15 protein-coding genes are annotated in these 15,060 nt (G+C 70.7%); 10 read left to right on the forward strand and 5 right to left on the reverse strand.

What is annotated here, in order from left to right; translation table 11 throughout:
* Nucleotides 1-43: 43 nt before the first annotated feature.
* Nucleotides 44-1,015, forward strand: coding sequence for an adenosylcobinamide-GDP ribazoletransferase (locus AB0B96_RS02065; protein WP_362895721.1), 972 nt, complete (start codon nt 44-46; stop codon nt 1,013-1,015).
* Between the two features lie 144 nt (nt 1,016-1,159).
* Here AB0B96_RS02065 and AB0B96_RS02070 read toward each other — a convergent pair whose 3' ends face one another.
* The 3 genes from AB0B96_RS02070 to AB0B96_RS02080 form a co-directional block, all read right to left on the reverse strand.
* Nucleotides 1,160-2,083: a CPBP family intramembrane glutamic endopeptidase gene (locus AB0B96_RS02070; RefSeq protein WP_362895723.1), complete on the reverse strand. Its 924-nt coding sequence runs from the start codon at nt 2,081-2,083 to the stop codon at nt 1,160-1,162.
* A 256-nt stretch (nt 2,084-2,339) separates the two neighbouring features.
* Entirely contained in the window at nt 2,340-3,335 is a 996-nt protein-coding gene (locus AB0B96_RS02075) for a DUF1648 domain-containing protein (protein ID WP_362895725.1), read from the reverse strand.
* 38 nt (nt 3,336-3,373) lie between these two features.
* Complete coding sequence (locus AB0B96_RS02080) at nt 3,374-3,721, reverse strand: GntR family transcriptional regulator (RefSeq protein ID WP_350947448.1); 348 nt, start codon at nt 3,719-3,721, stop codon at nt 3,374-3,376.
* A 90-nt stretch (nt 3,722-3,811) separates the two neighbouring features.
* Here AB0B96_RS02080 and AB0B96_RS02085 point away from each other — a divergent pair, with 90 nt between their 5' ends.
* Nucleotides 3,812-5,368 carry a leucyl aminopeptidase gene (locus AB0B96_RS02085; protein ID WP_362895727.1) on the forward strand — a complete coding sequence of 519 codons (1,557 nt, stop codon included), beginning with the start codon at nt 3,812-3,814 and terminating at the stop codon, nt 5,366-5,368.
* A gap of 66 nt (nt 5,369-5,434) precedes the next feature.
* On the opposite strand, the gene AB0B96_RS02090 is transcribed toward AB0B96_RS02085, so the two are convergent.
* A complete protein-coding gene (locus tag AB0B96_RS02090; RefSeq protein ID WP_350947446.1) occupies nt 5,435-5,566 on the reverse strand; it encodes a hypothetical protein in 132 nt (43 codons plus the stop codon).
* An 11-nt stretch (nt 5,567-5,577) separates the two neighbouring features.
* Between AB0B96_RS02090 and lpdA the strand changes: the two genes are divergently transcribed.
* The 8 genes from lpdA (at nt 5,578) to AB0B96_RS02130 (ending at nt 13,750) form a co-directional block, all read left to right on the forward strand.
* Nucleotides 5,578-6,957, forward strand: coding sequence for a dihydrolipoyl dehydrogenase (gene lpdA, locus AB0B96_RS02095; protein ID WP_362895729.1), 1,380 nt, complete (start codon nt 5,578-5,580; stop codon nt 6,955-6,957).
* Between the two features lie 37 nt (nt 6,958-6,994).
* Nucleotides 6,995-8,452 (forward strand): 2-oxoglutarate dehydrogenase, E2 component, dihydrolipoamide succinyltransferase, encoded by a 1,458-nt coding sequence (gene sucB, locus AB0B96_RS02100; protein WP_362895731.1) that lies wholly within the window; start codon nt 6,995-6,997, stop codon nt 8,450-8,452.
* Between the two features lie 156 nt (nt 8,453-8,608).
* Nucleotides 8,609-9,505 carry a TIGR01777 family oxidoreductase gene (locus AB0B96_RS02105; protein WP_362895733.1) on the forward strand — a complete coding sequence of 299 codons (897 nt, stop codon included), beginning with the start codon at nt 8,609-8,611 and terminating at the stop codon, nt 9,503-9,505.
* Nucleotides 9,506-9,554: 49 nt separating this feature from the next.
* Nucleotides 9,555-10,292 (forward strand): peptidase E, encoded by a 738-nt coding sequence (locus AB0B96_RS02110; RefSeq protein WP_350947442.1) that lies wholly within the window; start codon nt 9,555-9,557, stop codon nt 10,290-10,292.
* Between the two features lie 28 nt (nt 10,293-10,320).
* Nucleotides 10,321-10,998 carry a lipoyl(octanoyl) transferase LipB gene (gene lipB / locus AB0B96_RS02115; protein WP_350947441.1) on the forward strand — a complete coding sequence of 226 codons (678 nt, stop codon included), beginning with the start codon at nt 10,321-10,323 and terminating at the stop codon, nt 10,996-10,998.
* Between the two features lie 130 nt (nt 10,999-11,128).
* Complete coding sequence (gene lipA / locus AB0B96_RS02120) at nt 11,129-12,058, forward strand: lipoyl synthase (RefSeq protein WP_350947440.1); 930 nt, start codon at nt 11,129-11,131, stop codon at nt 12,056-12,058.
* 199 nt (nt 12,059-12,257) lie between these two features.
* Nucleotides 12,258-12,938, forward strand: coding sequence for a DUF4191 domain-containing protein (locus AB0B96_RS02125; RefSeq protein ID WP_350947439.1), 681 nt, complete (start codon nt 12,258-12,260; stop codon nt 12,936-12,938).
* On the forward strand, nt 12,938-13,750 hold the full coding sequence (locus AB0B96_RS02130; protein WP_350947438.1) for a class I SAM-dependent methyltransferase: 813 nt from the start codon (nt 12,938-12,940) through the stop codon (nt 13,748-13,750). The genes AB0B96_RS02125 and AB0B96_RS02130 overlap by 1 nt, the downstream gene beginning before the upstream one ends.
* 38 nt (nt 13,751-13,788) lie before the next feature.
* Here AB0B96_RS02130 and AB0B96_RS02135 read toward each other — a convergent pair whose 3' ends face one another.
* Nucleotides 13,789-14,916 carry a serine hydrolase domain-containing protein gene (locus tag AB0B96_RS02135; protein WP_362895736.1) on the reverse strand — a complete coding sequence of 376 codons (1,128 nt, stop codon included), beginning with the start codon at nt 14,914-14,916 and terminating at the stop codon, nt 13,789-13,791.
* Between the last annotated feature and the right edge of the window lie 144 nt (nt 14,917-15,060).

Raw genomic sequence — 15,060 nt, forward strand, 5'->3', positions numbered from 1 at the left:
GCGGGCACCGCGCCGGGAGCCGCAAGAACTACGATCGTCGGTCATGTCCCAGCCCTCGACCCCGCCCGAGAACGGCCCGTCCGGCTTCATCGACGGAGTGCGTCTCGCGATCGGCACTCTGAGCGTGTTCCCGGTCCGTCCCGGGGTGGTCGACCGCCGGGCAGGGGGGATCGCGATGGCGGTGGCCCCGCTGGTGGGAGCGGTGATCGGGGCCTGCGGCGGGATGGTGCTGGTGATCTCCCTGTGGCTGGGGATGACGCCGCTTCCGGCGTCGGTGCTGGCCGTGGCGACCGTGGCACTGCTCACCCGAGGGCTGCACCTGGACGGACTGGCCGACCTCGCCGACGGGCTGGGCAGCGCCAAACCCGCCGAGCGGGCACTGGAAATCATGAAGCGGTCGGACATCGGCCCCTTCGGGGTGGTGACGCTGGTTCTCGTCCTGCTGATCCAGGTAGCGGCCCTGCAGGAGGCCATCGCCTATGCCGGAGCGGGCACGGGCGCGATCATCCTGGTCGCGGCCTGCACCGCCGGACGACTCGCCCTCACCTGGGCCTGCCGCGAGGGCATCCCCCCGGCACGCCCCGACGGGCTCGGCGCGATGGTCGCGGGCACCGTGCGGCGGAGCGTCGCGGTGGTCATGACCGCGCTGATGCTCGTGGGAACGACAGCGCTGGTCTATCTCCACGGCGCCCTCGGCCCCTGGCCGTCCGGCTCGCTGTCCGAACTTCTCGGCGGGGTCGAGCGGAGCTTTGTGGTCTACTCGGACAGCGTCATCTCCAGTTATCTGCCCGAACTTGAGACGGGCATCACCGATGTGGTCCCTACAACCGCTCTGGGTCCGTTTCTCGACCCCCGGGGTCTCCCCCTCGCCATGCTCGTGGGGCTGCTGGCGGCCTGGGCCGTACGGCGCAGGGCCGTACGGCGGCTCGGCGGCGTCACCGGCGACGTGCTCGGCGCCCTCGTCGAGATCGCCACCGCGACGACCCTGCTGGCCTGCACGATCCTCACGAACTGACCGCCTTCTTCTGCCCGGACTTCTCCTGCCCGGACAAAGCGCGCGACCGCTCTCGCCCCGTCTACCGGATGCCGACCGAACGGGTCTCGTCCAGCGGATGTCGGCCGAACGAAGGAAGAGCGTGAGGCAACACTCGCCCGGCTCTCACGCGGCGACGGTGGCCGGGGCCGGTCGCTCGACCGGACGGTATTTGAACAGCAGCGCCGAGACCACGGCCAGCAACACCGAGCCGACCAGACCCGTGATCCCCGCGAAGACGAACACCGGCGGGTCTGCCGCGTCACCGAGGATTATCGCCAGGCCCGCGGAGGCGTTCAGTGACCCGTGCCCGACGACCGCGGGCCAGACGCTTCCCGAATAGAGGCGGAGCCAGCTGAGCAGGGCTCCGAAGCCCACGCAGAAGATGATGAACATCGGTGCGGCCCACGCCCCCAGCTCGGGATAGTTGTATCCGCGCAGGGTGAGCGGGAAGTGCCAGAGCCCCCAGATCACTCCGGACACCAGCAGGGCCCGCCAGGTGCCGAGCGGCATCAGGCGCGGCAGCAGCCACCCCCGCCACCCCCACTCCTCACCGAAGGCCGCGATCGAGTTGATCACTGGGGCGACCAGCACCATCGACACGAGCTGCGCGATCACCAGGACTCCGACCTCCACCGGGGGCGGCCCGCCCGGCGCGGCCGCCAGACTCTGGCGGAACAGGCTGAACTCCCGCAGGTCGACGGAGAGCAGGCCGAAGGCGACGCTGAGCGCGGTCGCGACGACGACCAGCACGGGTACGCCGAACCAGGCGAGTGCGACCAGTGCGAGCATGCGGCCCCGGCTCCCGCCCGCCGACAGGCCGGTTCGCACGGCCCACTCACGCCTGGTGGTGACGTCTCCACGGCGCCTGTCGCGCAGCCGGACGGCGAGGACTGCGAGCGTCGGGGTGAACATCATCGCCACCCCCATCGCCATGAACACGGACGCGCTGGTCGAGGCGTCCATGAGCCAGATGGGGAGGGCGAACAACCAGGACAGGCCGAACGCGACGAGCAGAAACAACCATAGGTCAGGGGATCGGCGAAGCATGACACCACCTTCGGGGGCTTGAACGCGGGGGAACGGGAGGAGCGGAAAGCAGCGGAGACGACCGCAGGAGAGGGCCGGGACACCGCGGGGAGCGGGGACAAGAACGTGCGAAGGACGAAGCGGGATGAATGGATGGGTGGAGGACGGAGCAGCGGGCGAAGGCCAGAGGACACCCAGCGGACAGGACGTCAAATGACGAAGGTCAGGGGAGGTCGGAGAGGGTCGAAGAAGAGAAGACGGGACGGAGGGCAGGAGGTCAGCGGGCGGACGGCCCGGTGGCCGCCCGGTCCACGAGGGTGTTCAGCAGGGCGGCCCCGCTCTCCGCGTCGTCGATCGAGACGGCGAAGCGGCCACCGGAGACATAACCCACCACGAGGCACTCCCCGCCGCGGATCATGACCGTCACGGCCCCGGGCAGGCCCCTGATGCCCCAGCCTCCGACGTCGGACGGGAATCGCCGCTCCGACCAGGCCCGCTCCACCCGCTCGATCGGGATGTGCTTGCGGGGCAGGCGGAGCGGCCCGTAGAAGAGCACGACACCCTCCTCGGTGATCTGCACCCGCACGGAGCTGAAGGTCAGTGCCAGCAGGCCCGCCAGGAACGTGATCGTCGCGGGGACCCACAGCGCGCTGTCGCCACCGATCAGGGCGAGCACGGCGAGCCCTCCTCCCACGGCCAGCACGGAGCCGCTGAGCGCGGTGAGAAGGCCGCTGCTCACCGAGGAGACCCACACCGCGCGCTGGCCGGGGCGGAGCGGGACCCGCCGGGTGGGGACGGCGGACGGCTCAGGGCGCTCGTCGGGCCCAGGGCGGGCGGCGAGCGCGCCGAGCCAGCCGCCCAGCACCAGCCCCGCGACCGCGAGCAGCGCGCCCCACCCCAGGTCGTCGGCCTGCCTCCAATGAGGGGCGTCTAGGTTGGCCATCAGCGTGACGATCTGCAACCCCGGGAAGAACAGGCCGGCGCCTCCCAGCGCGGCGCCGAGCGCCATGCGGCTCGTCCTGCGCCTGAACATCGCGGTGTTGACGAACGCGAACCCCAGTGCGCCGCCCGCGAGCAGCGTCCACAGGCCCACTTGGAACAGCAGCGACACGAGGAACGGCATCGAGTTGTCGGGCGCGCCGGACGCCCCCCAGTGGGTGGCGACCGGATCGGGCAGCCGGTCCCGCAGCGCCAACGGCGCCGCGATCAGCGCGACGGTTACCAGCCCGAACCAGGCGGTGGCGATGGACAGGAATCGGGCTCGCAGACCCACGTCGGCCCTCTCTTCTAAGGACCGGGCACCCGGCCCGGTCATGACAGTTCCCTGATGAGCTCGATGACGTCGTCGTGGCGGTAGCCGTACTGGACGGCCTCGTCGAGCAGGGAGCGCAGCTTCTCCTCGATGACGCTGCGCGGATTCGGTCGGCTGAGCACGGTCACGCCGCGACCCCGGCGGAACTCCAGCACTCCCTCGTCGCGCAGGTCCCTCAGAGCGCGCAGCACCGTGTTGGCGTTGATGCCCAGCGCGGCGGCCAGGTCGCGAGCCGGCGGGAGCCGGTCTCCCGGGGCGTACGACCCCTCGGCGACGGCACGCCTGATCGCCTCGGCGACCTGCTCGTGCAGGGGCCGGGGATCGTTCAGATCCAAGGTGAGCAACATGATGCTAGCGACATTAGCACCAATACCTTCAATGGTGCCACCCCGAGTAGCACCATCGGAGACCACGATTCGTAGGATGAACCCTCGTTTATGCGTACCGTCCCAGCCCGACTAGCATCGGCATACGTGACCACTGTGCGGCTTACCCCAACTGACAACGGTGTCTCGTACGACACCGACGCCTTGGTCGTCGGCGTCCACACCGGACCTGACGGCCTGCTTCCCGCTCCCGGGGCCGAAGGCCTCGACCAGGCGCTCGGTGGCAGACTCGCCGCCACGCTGGAGAGCGTGGGGGCCAAGGGTAAGCCCGGCGAGATCTCCAAGATCCCCACCTTCGGCGCGCTGACCGCGCCCCTGCTGGTCGTCGTCGGCCTGGGCGAGGCCCCCGAGGCCCCCGACGACGGTTCCGGTGACGGCTACGACGCCGAGGTCCTGCGCCGCGCGGCGGGCACCGCGGTCCGCGCCCTGGCCGGCACCGGCCGGGTGACGCTCGCCCTGCCCGCCGCGAGCGCCGAGCACGCCGGCGCCGTCGCCCTGGGCGGGCTTCTCGGCGCCTACTCCTTCACCAAGTACCGCACCACCGCGGAGCAGGTCTCCCCGGTGTCGGAGCTGGCCGTGGTGACCGACGCCGAGGGTGCCCAGGCCGCGATCGAGCGCGCCGGCACCCTGGCCGAGTCGGTCTCCCTCGTCCGCGACCTGGTCAACACCCCGCCGTCGGGCCTGTGGCCGGCCCGCTTCGCCGAGATCGCCGAGCGGGTGGGCTCCGAGGCCGGCCTGTCGGTGGAGGTCTTGGACGAAAAAGCGCTCAAGGAGGGCGGTTACGGCGGCATCGTCGCCGTCGGCCAGGGATCGGCCAACCCTCCCCGGCTGGTCCGCCTCTCCTACAGCCACCCCGAGGCCGGCAAGAAGCTCGCGTACGTCGGCAAGGGCATCACCTTCGACTCGGGTGGCCTGTCGCTCAAGCCGACGGCCTCGATGGACTGGATGAAGTCGGACATGAGCGGCGCGGGCGCGGTCCTCGGCGCCCTCCTCGCGATCGCGAGGCTGGGCCTGAAGGTGAACGCGGTCGGCTACCTCTGCCTGGCGGAGAACATGCCGAGCGGCACCGCGCAGCGTCCCTCCGACGTGTTCACCAGCTTCGCAGGCAAGACCGTCGAGGTGCTCGACACCGACGCCGAGGGCCGTCTGGTCCTCATCGACGGCATCGCCCGCGCCGGGCAGGACGACCCCGACGTGATCGTCGACGTCGCCACGCTCACCGGCGCGCAGATCGTCGCGCTGGGCTGGCGGACGGCGGGCGTGATGGGCAACGACGACGACCTGCGCGCGGAGATCGTCGCGACGGCCGGCGAGCAGGGCGAGGCCGTGTGGCCCATGCCCCTGCCCGAGGAGCTGCGCAAGGGCCTCGACTCCCCGGTGGCCGACATCGCCAACCTGCACCCCGAGCGTTTCGGCGGGATGCTGACGGCCGCCGTCTTCCTGCGGGAATTCGTGCCCGACGGGGTCCGTTGGGCACATATCGACATGGCCGGCCCCTCCTTCAACAAGGGTGAGGCCCACGGCTACACGCCGAAGGGCGGCACCGGGGCGATCACCCGGACCCTCGTCGGCCTGGCCGAGCGTTACGCGGGCGAGCCTTCGCGCTGACCGTCGACTCCGCGCGAGCGGGGTCACAAGCAACTCTGGACAAATGAAAAGATGCGGTTGCCGGGGTCAGGCCGAGGGCGGGCACCGGCGCGGCGCCGAGCCGGGTCCGGTGGCGGCGTGGATGCGATCGAGGATCCACGCGGCCACCCAGGGCACGACGAGGGGTGCGACCGTGAAGACGGTATTACGATCCGACAAGGAGCTTTCCTGTGGCTGATGGCAGCGGCCCCTACGACATCGTCGTCCTAGGTGGCGGTAGCGGCGGGTATGCCTGCGCTCTGCGGGCCGCCGAGCTGGGCAAGACGGTCGCGCTGATCGAGAAGGACAAGATCGGCGGTACGTGCCTGCATCGCGGGTGCATTCCCACCAAGGCGCTTCTGCACTCCGCGGAGGTCGCCGACGAGACTCGCGAAAGCGCGACCTACGGCGTCAAGGCCCGATTCGAGGGCATCGACGTGCCCGCGGTCCACGCGTTCAAGGACAAGATCGTCACGCGCGCCTGGAAGGGCGTGCAGGGCCTTCTCAAGAGCAAGGGCATCACGATCATCGAAGGTGAGGGCCGTCTCGCGGGCCCGAACCGGGTCGCGGTGGGCTCCGAGGTCTACGAGGGCCACAACATCGTGCTGGCGACCGGCTCCGCGCCCAGGTCCCTGCCGGGCCTGGAGATCGACGGCGAGCGGATCATCACCAGCGAGCACGCGCTCAAGCTCGACCGGGTGCCCACCTCGGTGGTCGTTCTGGGCGGCGGCGTCATCGGCGTGGAGTTCGCCAGCGTCTGGCGCTCCTTCGGCGCCGAGGTGACGATCGTCGAAGGACTGCCGCACCTGCTGCCCCTGGAGGAGGAGTCCAGCTCCAAGCTGCTGGAGCGCTCTTTCCGCCGCCGCGGCATCAAGCAGGAGCTGGGCGTCTTCTTCGAGGGCGTCAAGACCACCGACACCGGTGTGGTCGTCAGCCTGGCCAACGGCAAGACCCTCGACGCGGAGCTGCTGCTGGTCGCGGTCGGCCGCGGCGCGGTCTCCGCGGGCATGGGCTTCGAGGAGGCGGGCATCGCGATCGAGCGCGGCACCGTCACGGTGAACGAGTTCTGCCAGACCAGCGTGCCGAGCGTGTACGCGGTCGGCGACCTCATCCCGACCCTTCAGCTCGCGCACGCGGGCTTCGCCGAGGGCATCCTGGTGGCCGAGCACATCGCCGGTCTGAACCCCGTGCCGATCGACTACGACGGCGTTCCCCGGATCACCTACTCCGACCCCGAGGTCGCCTCGGTGGGCATCACCTCCGCCCAGGCCAGGGAGCGCGGTCACGAGATCGTCGAGATGACCTACGACCTCGCGGGCAACCCCAAGAGCCAGATCCTGCAGACGCAGGGCGCGGTCAAGATCATCGCGGAGAAGGACGGCCCGGTGCTCGGCGTGCACATGGTCGGCCGCCGCATCGGCGAGTTGGTGACCGAGGGACAGCTGATCTACAACTGGGAGGCCCTGCCCTCCGAGGTCGCGCAGCTCATCCACGCGCACCCCACCCAGTCCGAGGCCGTCGGCGAGGCGATGCTGGCGCTCGCCGGCAAGCCGCTCCACGTCCACAACTAACGCAAGCCCTCACTCGGAACGCGAGAGAAGACAACCTATGCCGAAGTCCGTACAGATGCCCCAGCTCGGTGAGAGCGTCACGGAGGGCACCGTCACCCGCTGGCTGAAGAAGGAGGGCGAGCGCGTCGAGGCCGACGAGCCCCTCCTCGAAGTCTCCACCGACAAGGTCGACACCGAGATTCCGTCCCCGGCCGCGGGCATCCTCACGAAGATCGTGGTGGCCGAGGACGAGACCGTCGAGGTCGGCGCCGAGCTCGCCGTCATCGACGAGAACGGCACCGAGGGCGCGGCCCCCGCGCAGGAGAAGGCCCCCGAGCCCGAGCCTGAGCCTGAGCCCGCCCCGCAGCAGCAGGCGCAGCCGGCCTCCTCGATCCCGCAGCCCGCGCCGCAGCAGCAGCCGGCCCCCGCGCAGGCACAGCAGGCCCCGGCCCCGCAGCAGGCTCCCCAGACCACCCAGCCCTCCCAGGCCGCGCCTCCGTCCCCGATCGCGGTGTCCGAGCCCGCCGCGCAGCCGTCGGGCGACAGCCCGTACGTCACCCCGCTGGTGCGCAAGCTCGCCGGCGAGCACGGCGTCGACCTCGACTCGCTCACCGGCACCGGTGTCGGCGGGCGCATCCGCAAGCAGGACGTCCTGGAGGCGGCCCGCGAGCAGCGCGAGCGGGCCAGTGCTGCCCAGCAGCAGCAGGCCCAGCCGCAGGCCGCCGCCCCGCAGGCCGCCGCCCAGCCGTCCGCGCCGCAGGCGCCGGAGCCGGTCGCGGTGGACACCACGCTGCGCGGGCGCACCGAGAAGATGTCGCGGCTTCGCCAGACCATCGCCAAGCGCATGGTCGAGTCGCTGCAGGTCTCGGCCCAGCTCACCAGCGTGGTCGAGGTCGACGTCACGAAGATCGCGCGGCTGCGCGAGCAGGCGAAGGCCGAGTTCCAGCGGCGCGAGGGCGTCAAGCTCACCTTCACGCCGTTCTTCGCCCTCGCCACGATCGAGGCACTCAAGCAGCACCCCAAGCTGAACGCCACGATCAACAGCGAGACCAACGAGGTCACGTACTTCGACACCGAGCACCTCGGTTTCGCGACCGACACCGAGCGCGGCCTGCTCGTCCCGGTGATCAAGGACGCCGGCGACCTCAACATCGCCGGGCTCGCCCGTAAGATCGCCGACCTCGCCGAGCGCACCCGCACCAACAAGGTGAGCCCGGACGAGATCACCGGCGGCACGTTCACGCTGACCAACACCGGCAGCCGTGGCGCGTTGTTCGACACGCCGATCCTCAACCAGCCGCAGGTCGGCATGCTGGGCACCGGTGCCGTCGTCAAGCGTCCCGTGGTGCTGGACACCCCTGAGGGCGAGGTCATCGCCATCCGCTCGATGATGTACCTGGCGCTCAGCTACGACCACCGCCTGGTCGACGGCGCCGACGCCGCCCGCTTCCTGACGACGATCAAGCGTCGTCTCGAGGACGGCCGTTTCGAGAACCAGCTGGGCCTGCACGGCTAGTCACCCGTTCTCTCCTTCCGGGCCGGTCCGCGATCTCGCGGGCCGGCCCGGCTCGTTCTCCCCCGGCGGCGGACCGGCCGGGAAGGCGGGGCGACGCGAATCCGGTGGACGCCCGGTTTCCGAAGCCCTTGGGGGAGGTCGATTACATTGGACGACATGACGATCATCGTGACCGGGTCCTCCGGGCTGCTGGGAACGGCTCTGGTCGAGGCTCTGCGGGACGACGGCGCCCGGGTGGTCCGTCTGGTCAGGCGAGTGCCGGAAGGCGACGACGAGGCCTTCTGGAACCCCGCGAAGGGGGTCGTCGACCAGGCCGCGCTGGAGGGCGCGGAGGCGGTGATCCACCTCGCGGGGGCGGGCATCGGCGACCGGCGCTGGAGCGAGGACCACAAGCGCGAGCTGATCCGCAGCCGGGTCGAGGGGACCAGGACCCTGGCGGGCGCGCTCGCCGGTCTGGGGGCGAAGCCCGCGGCGCTGCTGTCCGGTTCGGCGATCGGCTTCTACGGCGACACCGGGGACGTGGCCGTGGACGAGACGGCGCCCGCGGGCGAGGGGTTCCTCGCCCAGGAGGTCGTGGTGCCGTGGGAGGCGGAGACCGCGCCCGCCGAGGAGGCGGGCATCCGGGTGGTGAGACTCCGTACCGGCCTGGTGCTGAGCGGCCGGGGTGGCATGCTGTCGCGGATCCTTCCCGTCTTCAGGATGGGGCTGGGCGCCCCGCTGGGATCGGGGCGGCAGTACTGGTCGTGGATCTCCATCGACGACTGGGTCCTCGCCGTACAACACATCCTGAAAAATCCTGAGATCTCGGGACCGGTGAACGTGACGGCACCCGAGCCGGTCACCAACGCCGAGTTCACCAAGGCTCTCGGCGCGGCCCTTCACCGGCCCACGATGCCGCTCGCCGTGCCGGAGTTCGTGCTGCGCGCGGCCATCGGGGAGTTCGCCGAGGAGGGGGTGCTGACCGGTCAGCGGGTGCTCCCGCGGCGCCTGCTGGAGAGCGGCTACGCGTTCCGGCATACCCGTCTCGACGAGGCACTCGCCGCCGTAATCTGAAACCCCCGTTTTCAGCGTTCCGGTCGATGAAACCACTTGGGAGACAGACATGGGCAGCCCCGGGCAGTCGCACATCCTCGCGATCGGAGGCGGCTCGTTCCGCCTCTCCACGCGTCAGGGGACCATGGAGGCGAGCCCGCTGCTCAGATACGCCCTCGACCTCACCGGCCAGGACCGGCCCCGCCTGGGCCTGCTCGCCACCGCCACCGGCGACGACGCGGAGTGGCTGCTGCGGATGTACGGCGCCTTCGGCGCGTGGGACGCCGAGGTGAGTCATCTGAGCGTGTTCCCGATGCCCAACGTCGAGGACCCGCGCGAGTGGATGCTCAGCCAGGACATCATCTATGTCAGCGGCGGCAGCGTGGCCAACCTGGCGGCCCTGTGGCGGCTGCACGGCCTCGACGAGATCTTCGAGGAGGCGTGGCGGGCGGGCGTGGTCCTCGCGGGCCAGAGCGCCGGGGCGCTCTGCTGGCACGTGGGCGGCAACACCGACTCCTTCGGGCCGACGCTGCGGGTGTGGTCCGACGGCCTGGGCATGCTGCCATACTCCTGCGGAGTCCACTACAACTCGGAGCCGCAGCGCCGGCGCCTGCTGCACGAGGCGGTGGCCTCCGGCGAACTGCCCGAGGGCTACGCGGCCGACGAGGGCGTCGCCCTGCACTACGTGGGCACCGAGTTCATCCAGGCCGTCAGCGTCCATCCGGACGCCTACGCCTACAAGGTGGAGCACGACGGGGCGGGTGGAGCCAAGGAGTTCCGTATCGAGCCTCGGCTTCTCACGTCTTAACCACGGGCGGGTCAACTACTCTTGAGGCGTGAGTGACCTGGCAGTCGTCCGTCTTGGCGTTGACTTCCCCTACGAGCAGGCGTGGGAGCTTCAGCGGCGCATCCACGCGCGCCGGGTGGCCGAGGAGATCCCCGACACCTGCCTGATGCTCGAACACGCGCCGGTCTACACGGCGGGCAAACGCACCGCGCCGCACGAGAGGCCCTCCGACGGCACCCCCGTCGTCGAGGTCGACCGGGGTGGGCGGATCACCTGGCACGGTCCCGGCCAGCTGGTCGGCTATCCGATCGTCAAGCTCGGCGGCTCCCTCGACGTGAACGCCTACGTGCGGCTCCTCGAGGAGACCCTGGTGCACGTCTGCGCCGACTTCGGGGTCCAGGCGGGCCGGGTGGAGGGGCGCGGTGGCGTCTGGGTGGCCGGCGACCCCTCGCACGGCCTGCCGGACAGGAAGGTCGGGGCGATCGGCATCCGGGTCTCCGGCGGCGTCACGATGCACGGGTTCGCGCTCAACTGCTCCAACGACCCGAGCTGGTACAACCGGATCGTCCCGTGCGGCATCGGCGACGCCGGGGTCTCCTCGCTGTCGGCCGAGACCGGCCGCCGGATCGTGGTCGACGAGGTCCTGCCGTACGCCGAGAAGCACCTGGCGGAGGCGCTCGGCGCGCAGGCCTTCGAGCTTTTCGAGGAAGACCTCTTCCGGCGCTGATCCGGGCGCCGCGCCCCGGGGCCGCCGCAGCTTACGGCGGGACATAAGCTGGTGAGGTGAGCGAGCGTGACGACATTTACAGCACCTCGATATGCACCACCTCGGTCCCTCGACCGACGAAGGAGCTCGCATGACCGTCGCCCCCGACGGGCGGAAACTCCTCCGCCTTGAGGTCCGCAACGCCGAGACCCCCATCGAGAAGAAGCCCGACTGGATCAAGACCAAGTTCAGGACGGGCCCGAACCACACCGAGCTCCGGGAGCTGGTCAAACGCGAAGGGCTGCACACGGTCTGTCAGGAGGCCGGGTGTCCCAACATCTCCGAGTGCTGGGAGGACCGCGAGGCCACCTTCCTCATCGGCGGTGACCAGTGCACCCGGCGGTGTGACTTCTGCCAGATCGACACCGGCAAGCCCAAGGCGTACGACACCGACGAGCCGCGCCGCGTGGCCGACTCGGTGCGGCAGATGGGGCTCAACTACGCGACCGTGACCGGTGTCGCCCGCGACGACCTGCCCGACGGCGGCGCGTGGCTGTACGCCGAGACCGCGCGGCAGATCCACGCCCTCCTGCCCGGCTGCGGCGTCGAACTGCTCGTGCCCGACTTCAACGGCGACCAGGCCCAGCTGGAGGAGGTGTTCTCCTCCAGGCCCGAGGTGTTCGCGCACAACATCGAGACCGTGCCGCGGATCTTCAAGCGCATCCGGCCCGCGTTCCGCTACGACCGGTCCCTGGGAGTGATCACCAAGGCCCGCCAGGCCGGCCTGGTGACCAAGTCCAACCTGATCCTCGGCATGGGCGAGGAGCGCGAGGAGATCGTCCAGGCCATGCGCGACCTGCACGAGGCCGGGTGCGACCTGCTCACCGTGACCCAGTACCTCCGGCCCACCCCGCGCCACCACCCCGTCGAGCGCTGGGTGAAGCCCGAGGAGTTCGTGGAGCTCCAGAAGGAGGCGGAGGCGATCGGGTTCGCGGGGGTCCTCTCCGGGCCGCTGGTCCGCTCCTCCTACCGGGCGGGGCGCCTGTACAAGCAGGCCGTCGAGGCTCGCCAGCACGTCTGAGCCCTCTTCGGCCGGTCAGTGAAACCTGAAAGGACCCCGCTCGGGCCTTGGGTTCACGGGGTCGTCGCGACATCTCGATCCGAGGAGTCGCGACGACCCCGTGAAACCGCCGGCGAGCGGGGTCCTTCCGGTTTCACGAGTCGGCGTCCGGCAGATTACGTTTTCACTTCTTGACCCCTGGATTTGTATCCTTCAGAACATGGCCAAGAAGCCCGAAGACTCAGAGCGCCCGGGGCGCATCAAGCAGCTCCGCATGATCGCGAAGATCATCAAGGAGGCCAATCCCAAGGGGATGCCGATCGTCTACGCGTCGGCGCTGGGCACGCTCGCGCTGTGCGTGGTGATCGGCCTGGTCACGGGCTGGTTCTGGTATCTCCTCTTCATCGGGATCATGCTGGCCCTCACCGTCGGGCTGGTGGTGTTCGGCCAGCTCGCCCAGAGGGCCCAGTACTCCATGTTGCACGGGCAGGTCGGCGCCGCCGCCGCGATCCTGCAGGGCATGCGCGGCAACTGGGAGGTCACCCCCGCCGTCGCCGTCACCCGCGACCAGGACATCGTGCACCGCGTGGTCGGTTACCCCGGCATCATCCTGGTCTCCGAGGGGCCGGGCAGCCGTGTGCAGAAGATGCTGGTCGCCGAGAAGAAGCGCGTCCAGCGGGTCGCGCTGGACGTCCCGGTCTACGACATCCAGTCCGGTGACGGCGACGGGCAGGTTCCGCTCGCCAAGCTGCAGCGCCACCTGATGAAGCTGCCCCGCAATCTCAAGAAGCCCGCCCTGTACGAGATCAACAACCGGCTGAAGGCCCTCCCGCAGACACTGCCGATGCCCAAGGGCCCGCTGCCGCGCGGCGCGAAGATGCCCCGCCCGAAGATGCGCTGATGAGCCTCGCCGGGTTGGGGCGCCACCGGGTGGACGCCGCGGCCACCTCCCGGGCCAACCGTGGCTGGTGGGACGCCTCCGCCGACGAATACCAGGCGGAGCACGGGGAGTTCCTGCGCGACTCGGGGTTCGTCTGGGGCCCCGAGGGCCTGGACGAGGCCGACGCCCGCCTGCTGGGCGACGTCGCGGGCAAGGACGTGCTGGAGATCGGCTGCGGCGCCGGACAGTGCGGGCGCTGGCTGGCCGGGCAGGGCGCCAGGGTGGCCGCCTTCGACCTGTCCTTCAGGCAACTGCAGCACTCCGGCCGGATCGACCTGGACGCCGGGTCGGCGCTGCCGGTGGTCCAGGCGGACGCCGAGGTCCTGCCCTTCGCCGACCGGACGTTCGACCTGGCCTGCTCGGCGTACGGCGCGCTGCCCTTCGTGGCGGACGCCGGGGCCGTGCTGGCCGAGGTCCACCGGGTGCTGCGCCCCGGGGGCCTGCTGGTCTTCTCGGTGAGCCATCCGATCCGCTGGGCCTTCCCCGACGACCCCGGCCCCGCCGGGCTCACCTCCGACCGCTCCTACTTCGACCGTTCCGCGTACGTGGAGATCGGCGAGGACGGGCGGCCCTCCTACGTCGAGCACCACCGCACGATGGCCGACTGGGTCGGGCTCATCACCGCCTCAGGGCTGGCGCTGCGAGGGCTGGTCGAGCCCGAGTGGCCGCCGGGTCACGACCGCGAGTGGGGTGGCTGGAGTCCGCTGCGCGGCCGCCACCTGCCCGGCACCGCGATCTTCACCTGCGCACGCCAGGCGCGCCATCCCGCCTGAACAGCCGGTGGGATGGCGCGCTCGCGCCGAGCGACGCCCTAACGGTCGCCGCCGAGTTCCATGACGAGTCCGCCGAGGACGTCGAAGGTGGTGAAATCCCCGGCGGAGACGAGGTTCTTGGTCACGGCGACCGAGATCCCGGTGGCCGTGTCGGCGTACGCGGCCGACCCTCCGCTTCCCGCCATGCCGAACAGGGTGGGGCCGTTGAGGAGCTCGGTGGCGCCGAGGGCGTATCCGAGTGACCGGGTGGCCGGGAAGGCGGTGATCTCGTCCGTCCCGCTGAACTCCACCGCGGTGATCTCGCGGAGTCGTTCCCGCGAGACGAGCCTGACGCCGTCCACCTCGCCCAGCAGGGCGGCGTACATGCGGGCCACGGCACGGGCGGACATGGTGCCGCCCGCCGGGATGTCGGAGGTCAGTACGTCGGCGCGGTTACCGAAAGCGGCGTCGGGCATCGCCGCCATCGGCGCCGCCGTGTAGCCGTCCACGACCCTGAAGAACGGGATGTCCGCGAACATCTCCGGGGACATCTCGAAGTCGCTCGGGGCGTCCTCCAGGCGGGCGAGCCTGCCCAGCTCGGATTCGGGGACGCCGAAGAACAGCTCGTCGGCCACGCCCAGCGGTCCGGCGACCTCCTCCCGCAGGACCTGGGAGATCGGCCTGCCGGTGGCCCGGCGGACGATCTCTCCGACGATGTAGCCGAACGACTGGGGGTGGTAGCCGCTGCCGGTTCCCGGCTCCCACCAGGGCTTGGCGTCGGCGATCACCGCGCACATCCCCTCCCAGTCGCACAGGTCCTCCGGCGTGGTGGCCACCGGTACGCCCGGCACGCCCGTCGAGTGGGTGAGGGCGTGCCGTACGGTCGCGCGCTCCTTGCCGTGGGCACCGAACTCCGGCCACAGCTCGACGATCGGCGTGTCGTAGCCGAGGACGCCCCGTTCCACCAGCACGTGCACCACCGTCGAGGTGACGCCCTTGCCGGTCGAGGCGCTCCAGATCGGCGTGTCCGGCGTGACGGGACGCCCGGTGGCCGGATCGGCGACGCCCGCGACGACGTCGACCACCGGCTCGCCGTGCCGGTACGCGGCGATCTGCAGGCCCCGCTCGGCGCCGGACTCCACCAGCTTGTCGGCCGCTTCCTGGACCCGCTTCTGCATATCGTTCATCGTCCTGCCCTTCGTGATGAGGTGTGTGACCTGTACGACGGCGGGAGGCCGGGAAAGGAATCGGTCCGGGAGGAGAAATTCGCTCCGAGGTCCGGCGCCGCCCGGTCACGGGAGGTCGGCGCCGGAAAACCGGGAGGGGAAACA

It is taken from the genome of Streptosporangium sp. NPDC049046, from assembly GCF_040649155.1.
Classification (GTDB): Bacteria; Actinomycetota; Actinomycetes; order Streptosporangiales; family Streptosporangiaceae; genus Streptosporangium.

What these genes read in the sequence shown, in the direction of transcription:
- AB0B96_RS02065 (WP_362895721.1), top strand. Translation starts at nt 44, where the DNA reads ATGTCCCAGCCCTCGACCCCGCCCGAGAACGGCCCGTCCGGCTTCATC.
- AB0B96_RS02085 (WP_362895727.1), top strand. Translation starts at nt 3,812, where the DNA reads ATGCGTACCGTCCCAGCCCGACTAGCATCGGCATACGTGACCACTGTG.
- AB0B96_RS02130 (WP_350947438.1), top strand. Translation starts at nt 12,938, where the DNA reads ATGAGCCTCGCCGGGTTGGGGCGCCACCGGGTGGACGCCGCGGCCACC.
- AB0B96_RS02080 (WP_350947448.1), bottom strand. Translation starts at nt 3,721, where the DNA reads ATGTTGCTCACCTTGGATCTGAACGATCCCCGGCCCCTGCACGAGCAG.
- sucB (WP_362895731.1), top strand. Translation starts at nt 6,995, where the DNA reads ATGCCGAAGTCCGTACAGATGCCCCAGCTCGGTGAGAGCGTCACGGAG.
- AB0B96_RS02105 (WP_362895733.1), top strand. Translation starts at nt 8,609, where the DNA reads ATGACGATCATCGTGACCGGGTCCTCCGGGCTGCTGGGAACGGCTCTG.
- AB0B96_RS02125 (WP_350947439.1), top strand. Translation starts at nt 12,258, where the DNA reads ATGGCCAAGAAGCCCGAAGACTCAGAGCGCCCGGGGCGCATCAAGCAG.
- AB0B96_RS02070 (WP_362895723.1), bottom strand. Translation starts at nt 2,083, where the DNA reads ATGCTTCGCCGATCCCCTGACCTATGGTTGTTTCTGCTCGTCGCGTTC.
- AB0B96_RS02110 (WP_350947442.1), top strand. Translation starts at nt 9,555, where the DNA reads ATGGGCAGCCCCGGGCAGTCGCACATCCTCGCGATCGGAGGCGGCTCG.
- lipA (WP_350947440.1), top strand. Translation starts at nt 11,129, where the DNA reads ATGACCGTCGCCCCCGACGGGCGGAAACTCCTCCGCCTTGAGGTCCGC.
- AB0B96_RS02135 (WP_362895736.1), bottom strand. Translation starts at nt 14,916, where the DNA reads ATGAACGATATGCAGAAGCGGGTCCAGGAAGCGGCCGACAAGCTGGTG.